At 50.5% G+C, this 18,654-nt stretch carries 16 protein-coding genes; 8 read left to right on the top strand and 8 right to left on the bottom strand.

Features of this window, described 5'->3' with window-relative positions; genetic code table 11:
• Nucleotides 1–114 precede the first annotated feature (114 nt).
• Nucleotides 115–3,327: a PAS domain S-box protein gene (locus ACV7NC_RS08170; protein ID WP_458152030.1), complete on the top strand. Its 3,213-nt coding sequence runs from the start codon at nt 115–117 to the stop codon at nt 3,325–3,327.
• Nucleotides 3,315–3,701, top strand: coding sequence for a response regulator (locus ACV7NC_RS08165; RefSeq protein ID WP_458152029.1), 387 nt, complete (start codon nt 3,315–3,317; stop codon nt 3,699–3,701). Before ACV7NC_RS08170 ends, ACV7NC_RS08165 begins: the two co-directional genes overlap by 13 nt.
• Before the next feature lie 120 nt (nt 3,702–3,821).
• Here the strand turns inward: ACV7NC_RS08165 and ACV7NC_RS08160 are convergent, their stop codons facing one another.
• On the bottom strand, nt 3,822–4,646 hold the full coding sequence (locus ACV7NC_RS08160; protein WP_458152028.1) for a hypothetical protein: 825 nt from the start codon (nt 4,644–4,646) through the stop codon (nt 3,822–3,824).
• 179 nt (nt 4,647–4,825) lie between these two features.
• Between ACV7NC_RS08160 and ACV7NC_RS08155 the strand changes: the two genes are divergently transcribed.
• A complete protein-coding gene (locus ACV7NC_RS08155) occupies nt 4,826–5,056 on the top strand; it encodes a sulfurtransferase TusA family protein (RefSeq protein WP_458152027.1) in 231 nt (76 codons plus the stop codon).
• A gap of 12 nt (nt 5,057–5,068) precedes the next feature.
• Nucleotides 5,069–6,763 (top strand): L-lactate permease, encoded by a 1,695-nt coding sequence (locus tag ACV7NC_RS08150; RefSeq protein WP_458152026.1) that lies wholly within the window; start codon nt 5,069–5,071, stop codon nt 6,761–6,763.
• 16 nt (nt 6,764–6,779) lie between these two features.
• Here ACV7NC_RS08150 and pmbA read toward each other — a convergent pair whose 3' ends face one another.
• On the bottom strand, nt 6,780–8,138 hold the full coding sequence (gene pmbA / locus ACV7NC_RS08145) for a metalloprotease PmbA (protein WP_458152025.1): 1,359 nt from the start codon (nt 8,136–8,138) through the stop codon (nt 6,780–6,782).
• Nucleotides 8,139–8,372: 234 nt separating this feature from the next.
• On the opposite strand from pmbA, the gene yjgA reads away from it, so the two are divergent.
• Both yjgA and ACV7NC_RS08135 read left to right on the top strand, forming a co-directional pair.
• Nucleotides 8,373–8,885 carry a ribosome biogenesis factor YjgA gene (yjgA, locus tag ACV7NC_RS08140; protein ID WP_458152024.1) on the top strand — a complete coding sequence of 171 codons (513 nt, stop codon included), beginning with the start codon at nt 8,373–8,375 and terminating at the stop codon, nt 8,883–8,885.
• Nucleotides 8,886–8,943: 58 nt separating this feature from the next.
• Nucleotides 8,944–9,651 carry an endonuclease/exonuclease/phosphatase family protein gene (locus ACV7NC_RS08135; RefSeq protein WP_458152023.1) on the top strand — a complete coding sequence of 236 codons (708 nt, stop codon included), beginning with the start codon at nt 8,944–8,946 and terminating at the stop codon, nt 9,649–9,651.
• Between the two features lie 334 nt (nt 9,652–9,985).
• Here the strand turns inward: ACV7NC_RS08135 and ACV7NC_RS08130 are convergent, their stop codons facing one another.
• The 3 genes from ACV7NC_RS08130 to ACV7NC_RS08120 form a co-directional block, all read right to left on the bottom strand.
• Nucleotides 9,986–11,263, bottom strand: a complete 1,278-nt coding sequence (locus ACV7NC_RS08130) for a c-type cytochrome (RefSeq protein WP_458152022.1) — start codon at nt 11,261–11,263, stop codon at nt 9,986–9,988.
• Nucleotides 11,260–11,949 carry a c-type cytochrome gene (locus ACV7NC_RS08125; RefSeq protein WP_458152021.1) on the bottom strand — a complete coding sequence of 230 codons (690 nt, stop codon included), beginning with the start codon at nt 11,947–11,949 and terminating at the stop codon, nt 11,260–11,262. The genes ACV7NC_RS08130 and ACV7NC_RS08125 overlap by 4 nt, the downstream gene beginning before the upstream one ends.
• A gap of 167 nt (nt 11,950–12,116) precedes the next feature.
• On the bottom strand, nt 12,117–13,040 hold the full coding sequence (locus ACV7NC_RS08120; protein ID WP_458152020.1) for a histone deacetylase family protein: 924 nt from the start codon (nt 13,038–13,040) through the stop codon (nt 12,117–12,119).
• Between the two features lie 174 nt (nt 13,041–13,214).
• On the opposite strand from ACV7NC_RS08120, the gene ACV7NC_RS08115 reads away from it, so the two are divergent.
• Nucleotides 13,215–14,273, top strand: coding sequence for a hypothetical protein (locus ACV7NC_RS08115; RefSeq protein WP_458152019.1), 1,059 nt, complete (start codon nt 13,215–13,217; stop codon nt 14,271–14,273).
• A 54-nt stretch (nt 14,274–14,327) separates the two neighbouring features.
• Here ACV7NC_RS08115 and ACV7NC_RS08110 read toward each other — a convergent pair whose 3' ends face one another.
• Nucleotides 14,328–14,798: a potassium channel family protein gene (locus ACV7NC_RS08110; RefSeq protein WP_458152018.1), complete on the bottom strand. Its 471-nt coding sequence runs from the start codon at nt 14,796–14,798 to the stop codon at nt 14,328–14,330.
• A 104-nt stretch (nt 14,799–14,902) separates the two neighbouring features.
• Between ACV7NC_RS08110 and ACV7NC_RS08105 the strand changes: the two genes are divergently transcribed.
• Nucleotides 14,903–15,694, top strand: a complete 792-nt coding sequence (locus ACV7NC_RS08105; RefSeq protein ID WP_458152017.1) for a YiiX/YebB-like N1pC/P60 family cysteine hydrolase — start codon at nt 14,903–14,905, stop codon at nt 15,692–15,694.
• Between the two features lie 68 nt (nt 15,695–15,762).
• Here ACV7NC_RS08105 and ACV7NC_RS08100 read toward each other — a convergent pair whose 3' ends face one another.
• The gene (locus tag ACV7NC_RS08100) at nt 15,763–17,415 is read right to left on the bottom strand and encodes a hypothetical protein (protein WP_458152016.1); all 1,653 of its coding nucleotides are present in this window, start codon (nt 17,413–17,415) and stop codon (nt 15,763–15,765) included.
• A 39-nt stretch (nt 17,416–17,454) separates the two neighbouring features.
• Complete coding sequence (locus ACV7NC_RS08095) at nt 17,455–18,594, bottom strand: Do family serine endopeptidase (RefSeq protein ID WP_458152015.1); 1,140 nt, start codon at nt 18,592–18,594, stop codon at nt 17,455–17,457.
• Between the last annotated feature and the right edge of the window lie 60 nt (nt 18,595–18,654).

Raw genomic sequence — 18,654 nt, 5'->3', positions numbered from 1 at the left:
ACCGAACAATCACATCAACGCACATTGCTGTCAATACCGGTACTCGTGGTAATCTACCAAAGATTTTTCATATTCAAAAAAACTATCACCGCGATGTTACAACCGATTTATTGAATGGCAAGTAACGATCATCTTTTCACTCGAAGTTATTTTTTTCCGCTTTGCGGGCTTGCCTGTTTATATTTTGTATTCGGTCATCTCAGTTTTTTTATCGCCGTATCGCATTATATTGTCACCCCGGTTTTTTTTATTTCCGAAGGCATTGCGCTGTCGATGATTATTTTATTCGGGCGGCGTGTTTGGCCAGGTATTTTCATTGGACAACTGGCGCTCGCGATCAGTACCGGGCTGGGCGTGCTGCCATCGATGATTATTGCGCTGATCAATAGCATCGAAGCGATTCTGGGAGTGGCCTTGTTCAAGCGCTGGAATATAGAGCCAGGGTTGAACAGCATGCAGCACTTTGGGCGTTTTGTTGCAATGATTTTTTTTATTCTGCAACCGTTCAGCGCCACCTTCGGCACAGCGGCACTGTATTATTTTGATGCCATTCAACCCTCGCAAGGCTTATTCCTGGTCTGGATCAACTGGTGGTTTGGGAATTGCCTCGGTCAATTCCTGGTCGCGCCCTTGCTGCTGGTGCTGTTTTCTTCTACCGGCGGCTTGAAAAATTTTTCCCGGTCCATCGCCAGTGCGATGTGGCCCCTGATTTCGATGTTACCGGCGACCTGGCTGATTTTTGGCGATACCGTTTTCAGCGGCATCGCGCTGGCGCTGATTATCTATGTGCCGCTGTTACTGTGGATTGCGATCAAAAGCGATTTGGCCTTGGTATCACTGATCTGTTGCGTGATTACTATCCTTGCATTGTTTGAGACAACGCGCGGATACGGTCCTTTTGTCGCCGAACAAATCCTGCATATTCTCGACATGAATGTATTTATCCTGGCAATTTCGCTGACAGCACAATTTGTCAGCGTGATATTTACCGAACGTAGCCGGGTTGAAGCGGAGTTACGAAAAACTGAATCCAGGCTTTATGCCATCATTGACTCATCACCAGTACCAAAAGCAATCAATGATGATCAACAGAATATCGTCTTTCTTAATAAGGCTTTTATCCGGGTGTTTGGTTATACTTTGGAAGATATTCCGAAATTGGCTGATTGGTGGCCCAAAGCATACCCGGACCCGGTCTATCGCCAATGGGTGGAGGACACTTGGAAGGATCGTCTTGAGAATTCGTCAAAGAACAATACTATATTTGAGCCGCTAGATGTTGTTATCCGTTGTAAAGATGGATCTCAGCGTAGCGTAATCGCTTCGGCCTCACCTTTGGGGTCAGATATGGCGTCAAAGCAATTTTTAATTACTCTGGTTGACATTACCCTGCGTAAGAATTTGGAGACGCAACTCATCAAGAGCCACAAATTTCTTGAGGACTTATCCAACAGTATCCCCGGTTTTATTTACCAGTTTCAGCGTTTCCCGGATGGGAGCATGTGTGTGCCGTATGCCAGTAAAGGCATTACCGGAATTTTCGGCTTGACACCTGAGAGTGTGGTGGCTGATGCCTCAGTGATATTTACGATTATTCATCCGCAAGATTCCGAACCAATCAACCGGTCGATCCAGGAATCCGCCAATACTTTAGACGATTGGCAGGCTGTTTTTCGCATTGTTACAGCTCATCAAGAATTTCGCTGGATACATGCGCACTCAAAACCGGAAATGCAAGCGGATGGCAGTATTATCTGGAACGGTTATGCAACGGATATTACCGAGCTGAAAAATATCTCGCTAAAATTCTCCGCTTTGCTGGAGCATGCCAGTGATGGCGTGCATATTCTGGATGAAGACGGCAATATTGTGGAATTCAGCCACTCTTTTGCGAAGATGCTCGGGTATTCCAACGAAGAAACCGCCCGGCTCAATGTTATGGATTGGGATGCCATGATCCCGAAAGATAAACTGATCGATGCCGTGCGCGAGGTCTCGAAAACCCCCCGGGTTTTCGAGACACTGCATCGCCGCAAGGATGGCACCATTATCGACGTTGAGATCAACGCGCAACGAATCGAAATCTCAGGAAAACAATTGATATATGCCTCCTCAAGGGAGATCACCGGAAGGAAACTGCGTGAAAAGGAGATGCAGTATCAAAGCCTGCGGCTATCCAACATCATTGAAGGCACGAATGTCGGCACTTGGGAATGGAATGTGCAAACCGGAGAAGTGATTTTCAACCAACGTTGGGCTGAAATTATCGGTTACACACTGGAAGAATTGGCTCCAACGTCGATCGGAACTTGGCTTGATTACGCGCATCCGGAGGATTTGACGCAATCCGAAGCATTGCTTAAAGCGCATTTCGCCGGAGAGATTCCATTTTATGAATGTGAAGCCCGCATGCGCCATAAGGCGGGGCATTGGGTATGGGTATTAGACCGCGGCAAGGTCACGAGCTGGACAAGCGATGGTAAGCCGCTCATGATGTTTGGCACGCATCAGGATATTACAGAACAAAAAGAGCGTGAAGCAATGCTGATTGAAGCGCGTCACCAGGCAGAAGCTGCCAGCATTGCGAAAACCCGTTTTCTGGCGATGATGTCACACGAAATTCGCACCCCGATGAACGCAGTCATCGGCATGGCCTATTTATTGGGAAAAACCACGCTCGACTCTCAACAAAGCATGTTTCTCCGGAATATCGAAGGGTCCTCCAAAATATTGCTGGGCGTTATCAGCGATATACTGGATTATTCCAAGATCGAAGCCAACAAAATTGAATTGGATCACATTCCGATTGATTTGGAAAAAATTTTGGAGAATTTAGCCGCGATTGGTGCAACGGCGGTAAAGGATAAGGCTATCGATGTCATGTTTTATGTCGCGCCTGCTGTACCCAGATACTTTTCCGGAGATCCGTTGCGGTTGAGTCAAATTTTGGTGAACCTGATTAATAATGCGATCAAGTTTACCGACCAGGGTGAAGTGATTATCCGCATTACCATCGAAGATACGGATGATCCGGGTGCCATGCGATTGGTTTTCAGCGTGAGCGACAGTGGTATCGGGATCAAGCCGGAACAAATGGATTATCTTTTCGAAGCATTTTCACAAGCGGATTCCTCCATTACCCGCCGGTTTGGCGGAACCGGCCTAGGGCTTGCCATATCGCGCAGATTGGCGCGGCAAATGGGGGGGATATTTCGGTCGAAAGCAAATATGGCAAAGGCAGTTGCTTCCGCTGCTCTGTCACATTGCAATTGCCGGAAACCGGTGTTCAGTCTTGGTTTGCGATCCCGGACAAGTTGCGCGGATTAAACGCGATCGTTGTGGATGATCGAGCGGTGACGCGGGAAGTGCTGGCCGAGATAGTGAGATCGTGCGGCTGGCAGGCAACTGCTGCGGAAAGTATCGGACAGGCAGTTGAACAATTGTCTGGCGAAGGTTTGACGAGGTACGATTTGTTGCTGTTTAACTTGCACGTCGCTGGCACGGAGAGTCAGCAAGCGTTCAATACGATAAAAGAAATGCTTACGGAATCTTGCAGCCTCAAAATCCTGCTGATAGCCAATCAGACGGATTCCGTATACTTAAAAGAGATCGAAGCGGATAGCAACTGGGGTATTTTGTATAAGCCCTTTCTATCATCGAACTTGGCAAATCTCGTAGTTACGCTTTTCAGCGAAGAATAGGACAGAAAAAAATTGGCTGGACATCGAATAGCAACTACCGGATTGTCGTGGTGCTATCCTGCTTGTGATCGTTGCGACGACAGATTGCGATAGGTTCTTCAATGCCCAGCCAGGAGGTGATCAGCGTTTGATCGAGGATCCGGCGAGTAAATGTCGGGAGCTACGGGATCTGAATAAGGGGAGCACACTGAGTCCGATCAGCAGCATGATCCAGGCTTGCGGTTCCGGAACCGGCGTTATGGTCTCAAAACTGATTTGATCCAGCGTATAGGAAGTGCTCGGTATCGGTCCGGAACGATTGATAAGAATCGCGATACCATCCACCTGATCCCAATTGAAACTTGCATTGTTGGACACGCCGAGGTTTACCGACAGCGGACCTCCCGGAATGCCGGGGGCAATATTGAGTCCGGACTGCGAATAATAAAGAGGGCTGGATGGATCCAACGGAGCAGATGTATAAAACACCGCGACAAGGTTTAATGCATCTTCCACGCCGGTGAAGTTGAATTGCAACGCGTTATAATCAGACAGATCCAGGTTTAATAGCGGTCCGCCGACCAACGGATCGCCCGTTGGCCGGGTGAAAGCGCCGTAATTAATCAGCGTTTCAGCCATAGCGCCCGTTCCTTGCGCGACACTGAGATTACCTTCGCCAACTTGCAGCACGGATGCGCTATGTAGCGGATTGTTGTAGACGTGCAAAAAGGTTTCACGAATACCTCCGGGCACGAATGGCGTTGCGGTTTGAATTTCACCGGTTGCGCCCGGTGTATCAAAATCCCCGGCTGTGGTAATCACGGTGAATTCTCTTGGCGCCGGTGCATCGAAACTATCCAATAAGAGCGACGCTGCGTGTGCCGGATTGATTGAAAGCAATGCCAGCAGGAAGATTCGATTGAATTTACTGTCTGTTGATTTTAGAAAGCGGTGGAAGAATGACATATAGCCCCCTGCTTAAGAGAAGTGTGCAATAAAGGTGGGAAAGCTTTTAGTAGTTTTTACCAGTATAAAAAGAACCAATGTTGCAGTCTGTGATAAAAATCTCACGGCATGTTAAATTGGTTGTCTGCCTGCTAATAGCGGTTATTCTTGAATTTCTAACCCAACAAATAAGTTAAAAAATGCAAGCTATCGATAAGGAATTGGACGCGCGCGGATTGCTATGTCCACTGCCGATTTTACGTACCAAGCAGTCGCTTGCCACGATGTCGAGTGGGCAGCTATTAAGGATTACCGCCACCGATAAAGGCTCGGTCATTGATTTTCAGGTATTCGCCGAACAAACCGGTCATGAACTGCTATCCATATCGCAAGATGCGGATGAATTCGTTTTTGTATTGAAAAAACGTTAACCGGACTCAATCATGCCACCGTCGATATTTTCAATGCTGGCGTTTTTGCCGCTGCTTTTGGCTGCGGTATTGCTGGTGGGATTCAATTGGCCCGCGCGGCGGGCGATGCCACTGGTGTTTGCCGTTGCCGTCATCATTTCGCTGACAGTGTGGGACATGACTGTCAATCGGGTGATCGCATCCGCTTTGCAGGGATTGATTCTGACCGGAGCGATTTTGTGGATCATTTTCGGCGCGATTCTGCTGCTTAATACGTTGAAGCACTCCGGTGCGATTACCGCAATCCGTCTCGGATTCTCAGGCATCAGCCCGGATCGGCGCGTGCAAGTGGTGATTGTGGCGTGGCTGCTGGGATGTTTTATCGAAGGCGCATCCGGGTTTGGCACACCGGCGGCAGTGGTTGCGCCGCTGCTGGTGGCGCTGGGATTTCCGGCGTTGGCGGCGGTAATGGCCGGGATGATGGTGCAGTCGACACCGGTATCGTTCGGTGCCGTCGGTACGCCGATCGTGGTCGGTATTACCGGTGGGTTGGATCAGGCTGCCATCAGTGACCGTCTGGCCGCCGAGAACTCTAGCTGGGAGGTGTTTTATCGCCTGATCTCGTCCGAAGTTGCACTGATTCATATGGTTGCAGGCGTTCTGATGCCGCTGTTGATGTGTCTGATGCTGACGCGCTTTTTCGGCACGCATCGTTCCTGGCGGGAAGGGCTGGCAGTCGCGCCGTTTGCGATTTTCGCCGGATTGGCGTTTGTGGTGCCGTATGCATTGGCGGGTGTTTTTCTAGGGCCGGAATTCCCTTCGTTGATAGGCGCTATGGTTGGATTGGCAATCGTGGTCCCAGCGGCGCGTGCCGGTTTTCTGATTCCCAAACAATCCTGGGACTTTCCGCTGCCTGCCGACTGGCCCCCGGTATGGCTCGGTAGTATTGATTTCAGGCTGGAGAATTTAGCTGCAAAAACTCCGATGCCGATCGTTTTGGCGTGGTGCCCGTATTTCTTGCTGGCGTTGTTATTGGTGTTGTCACGGGTGAATGACGGGATCAAAGCGTTTCTGAATCAGCATGGCGTGTTGATCTGGGACGATATCCTCGGCGAAACCGGCATTTCCGGGAGTATTGCGCTATTGTATCAGCCCGGCGGATTGATGATTCTGGTGGTGCTGATAACCTTTTTCCTGCACCGCATGCAATTCACCGAACTCAAAATGGCGGCCAAAGAATCAGCCCGAACACTGCTCGGCGCCAGTTTTGTATTAATTTTCACGGTACCGATGGTGCGTATCCTGATCAATTCCGGCGAGAACCTGGCAGGCTTGCCAGCGATGCCGCAGGCGATGGCGCAACTTGTCGCGGACAGCGTCGGCGCAATCTATCCGTTCTTTGCGCCGGCAGTGGGAGCGTTGGGTGCTTTCATTGCCGGATCCAACACCGTGTCGAACCTGATGCTAGCGCAGTTTCAATTCGATACCGCACAATTGATCGGAGTGTCCAGCGCACTGTTGGTGGCGGTGCAGGCAGCCGGTGCAGCCGCCGGTAATATGATCGCGATTCATAATGTGGTCGCTGCTTCTGCGACAGTTGGCTTGCTCGGCCGCGAAGGGGAAACTATCCGCATGACCATTATCCCGACACTGTATTATTTGATAGCAGCCGGGGCAATCGCAATGATTGCGATAAGCGCATTAGGCGTTACCGACCCTCTGATGTAACAGCTTTTTAGCGTCGTCAGCCGCCTGCAACCGTCATGCGGTCGATTAATACCGAACCGCATTGCTTCGAACCGCGAACGATAACATCAGTGCCGACTGCGATGATTCCGTGGAACATCTTCTTGAGATTGCCGGCGATGGTGATTTCCTCCACCGGATGACTGATAACGCCGCGTTCAACCCAGAATCCGGAGGCGCCTCGCGAATAATCGCCGGTAACCGGATTAATGCCATGTCCCAGTAGCTCTGTGACAAGCAGTCCAGTGCCCATTTCTTTCAAAAGATCCTGGAAAGACAAAGGCGTACCATTTTTCATGATCAAGTTGTGCGTACCGCCGGCGTTGCCGGTGGTGCGCATCCCGAGTTTACGCGCGGAGTAACTGCCGAGGAAATAACCTTGCACGATGCCATTCTCTACGACGTGACGGTCGAGGGTAGCGACGCCATCATCGTCAAACGGACCGCTCGCCAGTCCTTTGTGTACATGCGGCAACTCCAGAATTTGAATGTCCGGCGCAAAAACTTGCTGACCGATACTGTCGATCAGGAAAGAAGATTTCCGGTACAAGTTGTTACCGGATATTGCGGAAGCGAAATGTCCGATCAAACCCGATGCGATGGGTGCTTCAAACAGAACCGGCACTTCGCACGTGTCGATTTTTCTTGCTCCTAGGCGTGCTGCGCTTCGTTCTCCGGCCCTTTGTCCGATGCTTTCGACGGTTTCCAGATCCGCCGCATCGCGAACCACGCTGTACCAGTAATCGCGTTGTTTGCTCTCGCCTTGCTCGGCAATCATTGCACAACTGATGCTGTGGCGCGATAACGGGTAACCGCCCATAAAGCCCAGGCTATTGGCATATACAAATTGCGATTCGCTGACGGAAACGGTGGCGCCTTCCGAATTGGCGACAAGCTTATCGGCGGAAAATCCCGATTGTTCGCATCGCTTGGCGAGTTCGATGGCCTCCTCGACACTGATTTGCCACGGAAAATACAGATCGAGATTGGGGTAGTCTTTCGCCAGTAATTCGGCATCCGCCAATCCGGCGCAATCATCATCTGCGGTGTAGCGGGCGATCGACAACGCTGCAGCGACGGTGTCGCTGATTGCTTGCGCCGAAAAATCCGAAGTGCTGGCATGGCCGCGTTTTTGCCCGATGTAAACGGTAACCGACAAACCTTTGTCGCGATTATATTCAATCGTTTCCACTTCATTTTGCCGCACCGTGACGGTTTGGCCAAAACCATCGGAAACATTGGTTTCACACGATGTGGCGCCGCCTTTTTCGGCATGCTTCAGGATATCACCGGCGATTTGCTGTAACGTGCTAATCGGATAGGAGAAACGGAGATCGGAATCGGGTAAGTTATTCATGAGATGCTAGCGGTGCAAAAATTAAGCGATTTTCAAAAGTAAGGGCGTTTCTAAAAAATCAGAGTTTTAAACAAGACGAGGCGAGAGAAAAAATATTTTTGCAGCATATAATTGATATGTAAAGAAATATTTTTTCCGATCAACGAAGTATTGTAACAAAATATGAATTTTTAGAGATGCCCTTAAGAAAGCGCTATGATAACAGCTTCTTGACCCCGCATTACACAGGTTACCGTGCAAAAAGAACCGGAATACGACGACAACGAAGAAATCGCGCTGAGTAAAACGCGCCGCAAAAAAGACATGCATGCCTTGCAGGACATTGGCGAGCAATTGGTGGAATTAGATCCGAAAAAACTGACCGAGTTTGATTTGCCGGAAATTCTGGTCGACGCCATTCTGCTGGCGCGTTCCATGAACAAGCATGGCGCGCGCCGCCGGCAGCTGCAATACATCGGGCGCTTGATGCGCGAAGTCGACGCATCGCCGATCCAGCAAAAACTCGACTCCTGGCAACAAACTTCCAAGCACCAAACCGCACGGCTGCATCTGCTCGAACGCTGGCGTGAACGCTTGTTAAGCGATGAACACGCACTCACCGAATTTGCCAAACAATACCCGCAGGCCGACTTGCAGCGTTTGCGCTTGCTGATCCGCAATGCGCAAAAAGAAAAATCGGCGGAAAAACCGCCGAAGAGTTTTCGGTTATTATTTCAGGAGTTGCAGGGGATTGTTGTTGAGGTTTGATTATCACGTAAAAGTAACTTCCAGTGAACTAGGCGAAATCTAACTCAGATTGGCAATTATGAAAATCGTGAGCTGGAACTGTAATGGTGCTTTAAGGAAGAAGCTAGACATAGTTTCCACGCTTAATCCTGACATCTGCATTATTCAAGAATGTGAAGATCCCACAAGGTGCCCGGATATTTCATACCGTAAATGGGCGCAAAACCATCTATGGGTTGGTAGCAATAAGAACCGGGGATTGGGGGTTTTAGCAAAACCGGATGTATCTCTGGAACCAGTGAATCTTGATCCTGGCCCGCTTGAACTGTTTCTTCCTTGCATCGTAGCCAATCGAATTTCGTTGCTGGCAACCTGGACCCGGCAGGCAAATTCTCCGACCTTTCGTTATATTGGTCAGCTCTGGAAGTATCTGCAACGACATCAGCGTTTTCTTGAGCAACCAGAATCCATTCTGATCGGCGATCTCAACAGTAACACCTGCTGGGATGTTTGGGATCGCTGGTGGAATCATAGCGATGTTGTGCGGCAGCTACAGGAAATCGGCTTAAGAAGTCTTTACCATTTTGAGCGAAGCGAGGACCAAGGCAAGGAGAATACACCTACTTTCTTCATGTATCGGCGTTCAGACAAGCCATATCATATTGATTATGCGTTTCTGTCAGAGTCTCTATTAGAAAGAGCCTCCTTGGAAGTTGGTACTCCCGCTCACTGGATTGCGCATAGTGATCACATGCCAATTATCGTGCACATAGTTGATAACACTTAGCCCAAGGAAAATCGCTGCTAAAGCTCAAGCAATAGAATACTCACCAAGCAAGATGGTTGTTGATACGTAAATATCGTGTAACTCATCTAAATCAATTTCAAACAATGTGAATGTTGGGTTACGCTTTGAAGCCGCAAATCTACCGTATATTTTTTAGTGATTGAATCATTATCGGTAAAATCAGAGAGCGAACCGGATTTGCCGTCATTCCCGCGAATGCGGGAATCCAGTAATTTAATATCCTATGGATGCCCGCCTTCGCGAGCATGACGTTCAAGTTAATCTGCCTAAACTGAGATTCAAACTAAAAAATCCCCGGAAAAACCGGAGCAACTCAGAATTCGTTTCCCCGGCTGTTATCGACATCTTCCGGGCTTACCAGACTGCCGAGATTGCCCCATGCATTCCTAATGTAAGACACCACCTGGGCAATTTCATCATCGCGGATGAAATGCTGATAGGGTGGCATGCCATAGGGTCTCGGATTACCTGCCGTGGCAGGCGGATACCCGCCATACAGCACGCTGCGGATTGTGTTCAGCGGGGGATTCATGGTCACATTCCGGTTTCCGGCCAGCGGGGGATATATTTTTGGCTTGCCTTCCCCGGATTGGCCGTGACAATCCTGACAGTGTTTTTCATAGACTGCTTGCCCGAGCGCTAGATATTGGCGCACCCGTTCCGGCATTTTCCGGGCTTTTTGAGGTGCTTTGGCTGGTTCTTTCTTTTCGCCCAGGGATTGAAGGTAAACCGCTATCGAGCGGATATCATCGTCCGACAGATACTGCAGACTTTGCCGGACGATCGTTGCCATCGATCCGGAAGTTACGGCATGGCCGTTTATCCCGGTGGACAGCAGCTCGACAATATCCTCGATCGACCATTCACCCACGCCGGCTTCCAGCGGGGAAATCAAAGAGGGTGCATACCAGTAGCTGCCCATGATTTTACCGCCGGTCAATTGTTCGTCCTGACTGGCTCCCCATACATTACGAGGCGTATGGCAAGCGTTACAGTGCCCGAGTCCCTGGACCAGATAATTACCGCGGTTCCATTCATCGCTTTTCGATTTATTCGGTTGATAGGCGCCTTCCTTGAAATACCATTTCCGCCAAAGATACAGGAGCGTCTGACTATCGTAAGGTGAACGTATTTTATGGGGTGGATTGGTCTGTACCACAGGTGGCAGCGAACGCAAATAGGCGAAAATGTCATCGGCGTCTGGCCTGGTAACCTTGGTATATTCGGTATACGGGAATACCGGGTACAAATAGCGGCCATCCTTCGATTTTCCGTGATGTAGCGCCTGCCAGAAATCTTCGCTGTTCCAGCGTCCGATCCCGGTTTCGTTATCCGGTGTGAGATTCGATGTGATGAATTCACCGAAAGGCGTATTCAGCTTGCGTCCGCCCGCATAAGGTTCTCCTCCCCGCGCGGTATGGCATCCCATGCAGTTGCCTGCCCGGGTAAGATACTCTCCGCGCCGGACCTGTTCCGCATCGGAATCGGCCAGCGTCTGAGCCGATGCAGTTTGCGCCAGAAACAGCAAACCACCTGCAACAACGATGGTTCGCCATTTGCCCGTAAATCCTGCTGCGCTTGAATTTCTCATCGTGATACCTCCTTCCCGGCCAAAATTGTCTGGCAACGCTGCGCCAGTTCCGGGGCAAGCGCGTCCGCTCCGGCGGGTTGTCCCGATACCGGCAGGCCGGGCAGCCACAGCGCCAGCGCATTGACTTCTTCCTGAGTCAGTTTTTTGGCGATTTCCGACATGCAGTCGGGGATCTGGCCACGCATGATTCCGCCGTTGCGCCAGCCGCCGAACTGTGCGGCCAGATAAGCATGCGGCAAGCCCAGCAGACCGGGAATAGCGGGTTGCATGCCCATCAGCGCTTCGCCATGACAAGCGCTGCATGCCGGCAAATCGCGTTCGGGATCGCCGGAATACACCAGCGTTTCCACGGATTTTGTTTCGGTTGATGACAGAGCGGGGACTACCGGCTGCGGATAAGTGTAGGGCTGGGAGGCAAAATACTCTGCGATTTCGCGCATGTACTCATCTGACAGGTTTTCGAGCAAAATGGCCATCGGCTGATAAAAACGCCGCCCATCCCGGAAATTACGCAACTGATTATAGAGATAACCGGCCGGCTTGCCCGCAATACGCGGGAAATAAGCATCCCGGTCTATCTGGTCGGCGTCTCGATGGCAGATAATGCAGGGTTTCACCCGCTCATCCAGGGTATCGGATATTCCGGGCGATGCCGGCTCGACAGCGTTTGCCAAGCCGGAAATCATTATTGACAGGATTAGAGCAAAAAACTTCATTGATACGTGGGCCCGTGAAAAATAATTAAAATAGCGGTAATTTTTCGCCAGTAGCTGGCGTGCAGAATTGCAAAGCGGCAGTTTATATCACTCGCTGTCATCCAAACAACCGGATGATAAACCTGGTTAATTACATCTTAATCCGCTGCCAGTATCCGAATATGCGCCGCTACGCAGCGTCCCAGCGATTCCAACTCGTATCCGCCTTCCAACGCCGAGACGATACGGTTTTGTGAGTATTTCGCGGCAATGCCGCGGATTTGCTGGGTGATCCAACCATAATCACTGTCTTCCAGATTCAGTTGCGCCATGTCATCATCCTTGTGCGCGTCGAAACCGGCTGAGACAAAGATCATCTCAGGTTGAAAGCGGTCGAGCGCCGGCAGCCAGTGGTCGATTACCGCCTGGCGGAAAATTGCGCCGTTGCTGCCGCGTGGCAGCGGCACGTTGATCATGCGTTCGGTGGTGCTGTTTGCGCCGCTGTAGGGGTAAAAGGGATGCTGGAACGTCGAACACAGCATGACCTGCGGGTTGTTGCGGAAAATTTCCTCGCTGCCGTTGCCGTGGTGCACGTCGAAATCCAGAATCGCAACGCGCTGCAGATGATGCTGGGCGAGGGCGTGCGCTACGCCGGTTGCGATATTGTTGAACAGACAAAAGCCCATGGCGCGGTCCGATTCAGCGTGATGGCCGGGCGGGCGGATGGCGCAAAAAGCGTTTTTAACTTGACCGTTCAGCACCAGATCGGTCGCTAAAATGACGGCTCCCGCAGCGCGCAACGCAGCGTTCAATGAAAACGGATTCATCGCGGTGTCGGCATCCAGTGCGACTAATCCGGCAGCAGGCGAGGCTTGCCGGATGCTTTCGATATAATCCGGAGCATGCACGCGCGCCAATTGTTCGTCCGTAGCCAGCGGCGCCTCGTAGCATTGCAATTGCGCCAGCAATCCGGTGGTTTTCAGTTCATTTTCGATGGCGATCAAGCGCTGCGGGCATTCCGGATGGAACGATCCCATGTTGTGCTTGAGGCAATCCGGATGAGAAATATAAGCTGTCGGCATGCTGTTTTCCGATTTCAAGTAAATTCAAAGTCAGGTAGCGATCATACCCGCGTTTGCGTGCTGTCTCAAAATGCAAAGTTTATTCAATCAACCCGGCATACCATGATAAATTATCAGCCATCCGGTTTTTTTGTGTAATGGTATATTTTCGTCATATCAAATGGGGAGTCATTGATGAACGAGTTTATTGGCAACATGTTGAAATTTCTATCGATTGAATCGCTGATGGAAAAAGGCTGGCTGGAGCTGGCGCAAATCATCATGCCGCTTTTTCTGTTATTTCTAGTGTTTTTCGGACTGAGTTTCTATATTCAGCACAAAAGATGGAAGGCTGTCGCTTCGGTAATTTGCGCGCTGGTCGTGTTTGTCTATTTGCCGTATGAGTTTTACCGCCAGTCGATGGTATCCGCCCGGGCGCATACCAATGTGGGCGAGATTCGGGGAAATTTGCAGGAATTTCTGGATTCCGCCAGTTTGACGCATGCCAAAGGTATCGTGGATAAAGAAGCGGCCGCGAGCGTATTGGATGAAATGATTCATGGCATCAAGCCGGATAAGAAGAAGGAGTTGATATTGATTTCCTGGCTGGTGGCGGAAAATGAGAAAAATGCGCTGGCGCAAATTGACGGCAAACAAAAAACGCTGGCTGACGATCTCAAATCCGACCTGGCGGCGGCCAAAACAGAAATTATCGATTCGCGTCCGCCGGTCGATAAGATTTCCGAGACCATCGTGAGAAAACTGGACGACGATGTCAAAGTGCTGGTTGAAAAGAAAATGCAAGCTTTCAAGGAAGAACTCGACGGTTCCCTGGATAACTTTAAAGATAGCATCAACACCTTTGTGCAAGCGGAACTTAATAACTACCAGACCAAATTGGCCGGCATTACGCAGCAGAATGTCGAAGAATTGAGAAATGTTTCCAACCGGGTCAACCAGGCGCTCACCGAGCAAGTCAGAAAAGTCAATCAAGAATCATTGAAAAAACTGGATGACACCAAAGAAAGCATCGAGGGACTCGGTGCGGCTTCGGATAGCGGCTTGCGGAACATAACGCAACAAATGAAGCAATTGTCGGCAGCTGTAGAAGCTGCTCAAAAGGTTGCGCAAAAAAGAAATGAAATCCTGTTTGAGTATAATGAATGTATGCGAACGGCAGGGGTGCTGGATCTCGGTGGTAAGGGCGAACAGTGTAAGTCCAAGTATCAGCAAGATCTGTCCGGTTTGAAATAACCGGTTGCGCTCAATCTGATGGCTGGTTGCTTTGCAACCGGCCATTGGATCGCTTCAATCCTCGGAATTCCGCTTCGATTGCGATAGTAAATGCGGCCATAGCCGTTGCATTGCCAAAAAGGTAAAAGACGCCGACCAGGTAATCAGCGCGAGGCCAGCCAGGCCTTCCGCTGCGCTCAACATGCGGATGGCGCCGACAGGCAGTAAGTCGCCGAATCCAACGGTGGTGTAAACGACCGAGGAGAAGTAAATAAAATCGAAAAGGTTTCCTTCATCCATGCCGGTGATATGACCCAATCCGGCGCCATGCTGCATCAGCATGTAACCCACCGCAAAAATCATAATTTCTAATACATGGGCCATTAAGAGACTGAGCATCACAACCAGTACACCGATACGTTTGTGCACATGGATGCCTACTGCGCGACTCAGAAAACGGAGTGTTTCATAGTGCAGTATCACACAAACAGTCACGACTGTTGCTGAGATTGCCAATGCGAATAGGTGGGAAGCGTGTTCGATCATCGTTCACGAAGATAGATTATTGTCACACAAAGAATGGTGAATACATATAATAGAATTTTATCGGGATTTTGTATTCGAAATTTGACGCCGCATAAAGGAATGGCATGGGGCAAGTGACAGAATTCGCAGGAAGCCGTCTTGCACGGTTTTTAACCAAACCGGTCCGGCAGAGCGTTCAGGTAGCGACGGTCAACCAGGAACAATTGGCGGCAACGCTTCAACCGGGCGACGTACTGCTGGTCGAAGGCGATACCCGCATCAGTGTTGCCATTAAATATTTGACCCAATCGACCTGGTCGCATGCCGCGCTGTATATCGGTAATGTTTTGCCGCACGGTGCGCCGTGGGAATTGCCAAAAGTACTGATTGAAGCGGATTTGAAAGAAGGCGTGCGCGCCATCACCTTGGCGCATTATGCGCAAATGCACACGCGCATTTGCCGGCCGGTCGGACTCAGCAATGACGATCGCAAGCGGGTCGTTGATTTTGCGATTTCGCGCATGGGCCACCAATACGATCTTAAGCATATCTTCGACCTGTTGCGCTACTTGTTGCCAACAGCGCCGGTGCCGACCAGATTCCGCAGACGCCTGCTGGCGCTCGGTAGTGGCGATCCGACGCGTGCGATTTGTTCAACGTTGATTGCACAAGCATTCGAATCGGTACGTTATCCGATCCTGCCGGAGATTAAGCGTGCTTGGTCAAAGGATCCCAAACATTCCGATTGTTATGCGGAAATCTATCATATCCGTCACCATAGTTTATTTACACCGCGCGACTTCGACATCTCACCATATTTCGATATCATCAAACCCGTGCTGGAAAACGGTTTCGATTACCGCAAGCTGGCCTGGAGCGATGCGGATCGGGAAGACGATCCTTGCGGATGCGATTGATCCGGGTGAAAATTACGCTCAGCTTTACTGACGAAAAGAATCACAATTATCCGGTTGCCCACAAATCTTCAAGCGTTACGAAAGCGCGAATGCTTCACGATCAGAATCGTAATCAGCGGTATCACAAAACCGATGATGGTCACCGTAATCAATAAATGCCCGAGTTCGCTGTAATCGGCGGGGACGGTAATTTGACCGGTTGCCATATCTTTAACTTCCCTTTTGACTTCGTAGATCTGATTCAGATATTTCGTGCCCAGTTGCGAAGCCGATAACGCCAGATTGGTAAATGAAGCCATGACGGCGAAGAAAGTGGCTTTGAGTTTTTCCGGCGCGGAATTGGCGATCCATGCCAGCATCGGGATCATTGCGATTTGTCCCAGCGGCGATTCCAACGCAGTATCGATCAACACGATAAACCGGGCATCGACCACACCGCCGGTCATCGCTGCGGTCCATTCGTGCAAACCAAAATACATGCCGATGATCGGCAGCGACAGAAATGTACCCACAATAGTCAGGAAACCGATGATGTAGGCGATCGATCGCTCCGCCATGAAGCGGCGGAAAATGAACATGCCAAACAAAGTCAGCGTTGCACCGACGAGCGACAAGACGGCCAGAAACTGCTGATCAAATCCCAATTCGTCGATCATCCACCAGGTAGAACCGGCGCCGGGACCTGGAATGGCGCGGAAAATAAAAATCATGACTGCGGTGCCGACCAGCACATTGCGGGCTTCTGGTTCAAGTTCCCCGGTCAGGCGCCACATCAGAAACAGGATGATCGCTAGGGAAATGACGAAAATAATTTCCTCTCCAGCGGGAATGCGGCTTAAACCGACACTCAGCGAAATGATAGTAAAAGCCAGCCCGCCGCCGAGAATCCACCAATTGACTGAAGGTGATTCGGAATGAATGCTGAGCAGCTTATCAACCTCCTGCCGGCTATGGCCGAGTGCCAAAAAGCGTTTACGCTCGCGCCGGTGCAGCCAGGATGCGAACACGACACCCAAAATGGAGATCAGCGGAATGATCAACGCCAGTTCGTAAACAAGCAAATATACCGCTTCTTTTTCGGCTTCCGGTAATGTTCCAGCATCGCGCAGCAAAAAGACATTGGCGACAGAGACCAGCACGCCGCCGCCGATGATAGCGACGCGTCCTAAAGTTTGCATGGTGACATGCATCAGTTTGCGTTTTTCCAAATCCAGTTTATTGCCATTTTCATCGACTCGCGGCACTGCTTCCACGGTCATGGCATCGGCTACGACATCCTGTAACACATAACCGATGGGTGCCAGCAGCGCGGAGGTGACATACCAGGTTTCGACGGAAGCGATGGCCGCCATGGCTTCTGTGTGCCCCAGCAAGCCGATCATGATCAGCAGGCTCAACATGATCAGACTGGCGCCGAGATATACCAGCAAGCCTTTCCAACGCCAGATCAAATCGACCAAATGACCCATCGGCATTTTTAGAGCCCAGGGCAGCATCATCCAGAATCCGAGCATGGCCAGAAATTCTGCGGATAATCCCAGCTTTTCCTTGACGTAGAAGGTGCCGACGATACCGGTCAGACCGGAAATACCCGCGGCAACGTAAACCATCAAGGGCGGTAAATAAGACAGCCGCATTTCTCGGCCAAGCGCCAGAATATTGGCGCTGAACCATTGCGCGATGACAGACAGAAAGCCGGTTGCCGGTAGTAGATTTTTCATAGCGTTGTGAGGTTTCTTGTTTTGATTTTTTGAATAGCGTTATTTTTGCTTAGGCCGGACACCCACTTTGATCGGGATGGATTTTTCCTGTTTGTTGCGAATAACCGTGACCGTGACCGTTTCACCGGGGGCCAGGGCGGCAACAATTTTGAGCAGCTCCGATGCGTTATTCACCGGTTTTCCTTCGACTGCGATCAGGATATCGCCGGCTTTAAGTCCGGCATTATCGGCCGGACCATCTTTGAGGATGCTGGCGATCAGTGATCCAACCGGTTGTGCCAGACCGAAAGACTCCGCCAACTCTTGCGTCATGTCTTGCATGCTGACGCCGAGCCAGCCGCGCGTGACGCTACCGGATTGTATGATTTGATCCATGATCTGCTTGGCATTGTGGACCGGGATTGCAAAGCCGATGCCGAGGGATCCGCCGCTGCGCGAATAGATGGCGGTGTTGATGCCAATCAAGTTACCCGATGTATCGGTCAGCGCGCCGCCGGAATTACCCGGGTTGATGGCGGCATCGGTTTGGATAAAGTCTTCAAACGTATTGATGCCGACCCGGCTTCTGCTTAAAGCACTGACAATGCCCATGGTAACGCTCTGGCCGACGCCGAATGGATTGCCGACGGCCAGTACGACGTCTCCCACTTTGACGTGCTGCGATTGTCCGAACGTGATTGCCGGCAGATTTTGTAAATCGGTTTTTAGAACTGCCAGATCGGTTTCCGGATCCGAACCGATTAATTTCGCTTTGGCTTTGCGGCCATCGAACAATGCAATTTCGACTTCATCGGATGCTTCGATGACGTGGTGATTGGTCAAAATATAACCATTATCGCTGACGATGACACCGGAGCCCAGACTGGATGTGCGTCGTGTCCGTGATTCGAATTGATCGCCAAAGTATCGGCGGAACAATGGATCGTTCAACAGGGGATGAGACGGTTCTTTAATTTCCTTGCTGGTGAAAATATTGACGACTGACGGCATGGCGGCTTCTGCTGCATTGGAGTAGCTATCCGGTCTCGGTGTTTCCAGAGCGGGCGCCGATTCCGTTATCGTGACGATTTCTCCGCGCGGCCGCCATGACAGCAAATCAGGCCGCAACGTCGATACGACAAAGAAAATAGCCAAAAAAATTGTTGCAGTTTGTGCAAAAATTAACCAAAGTCTGTACATCAGTGTGGTTACTCCAAAATTAATTTACTGCAAAGTAGTTTATGCGCCAAGGAGAGCGTC

The sequence above is a fragment of the Nitrosomonas limosa genome (genome assembly GCF_054188085.1).
Note: the sequence above shows the minus strand (reverse complement) of the source record. Positions and strands in the feature narration are given on the sequence as shown.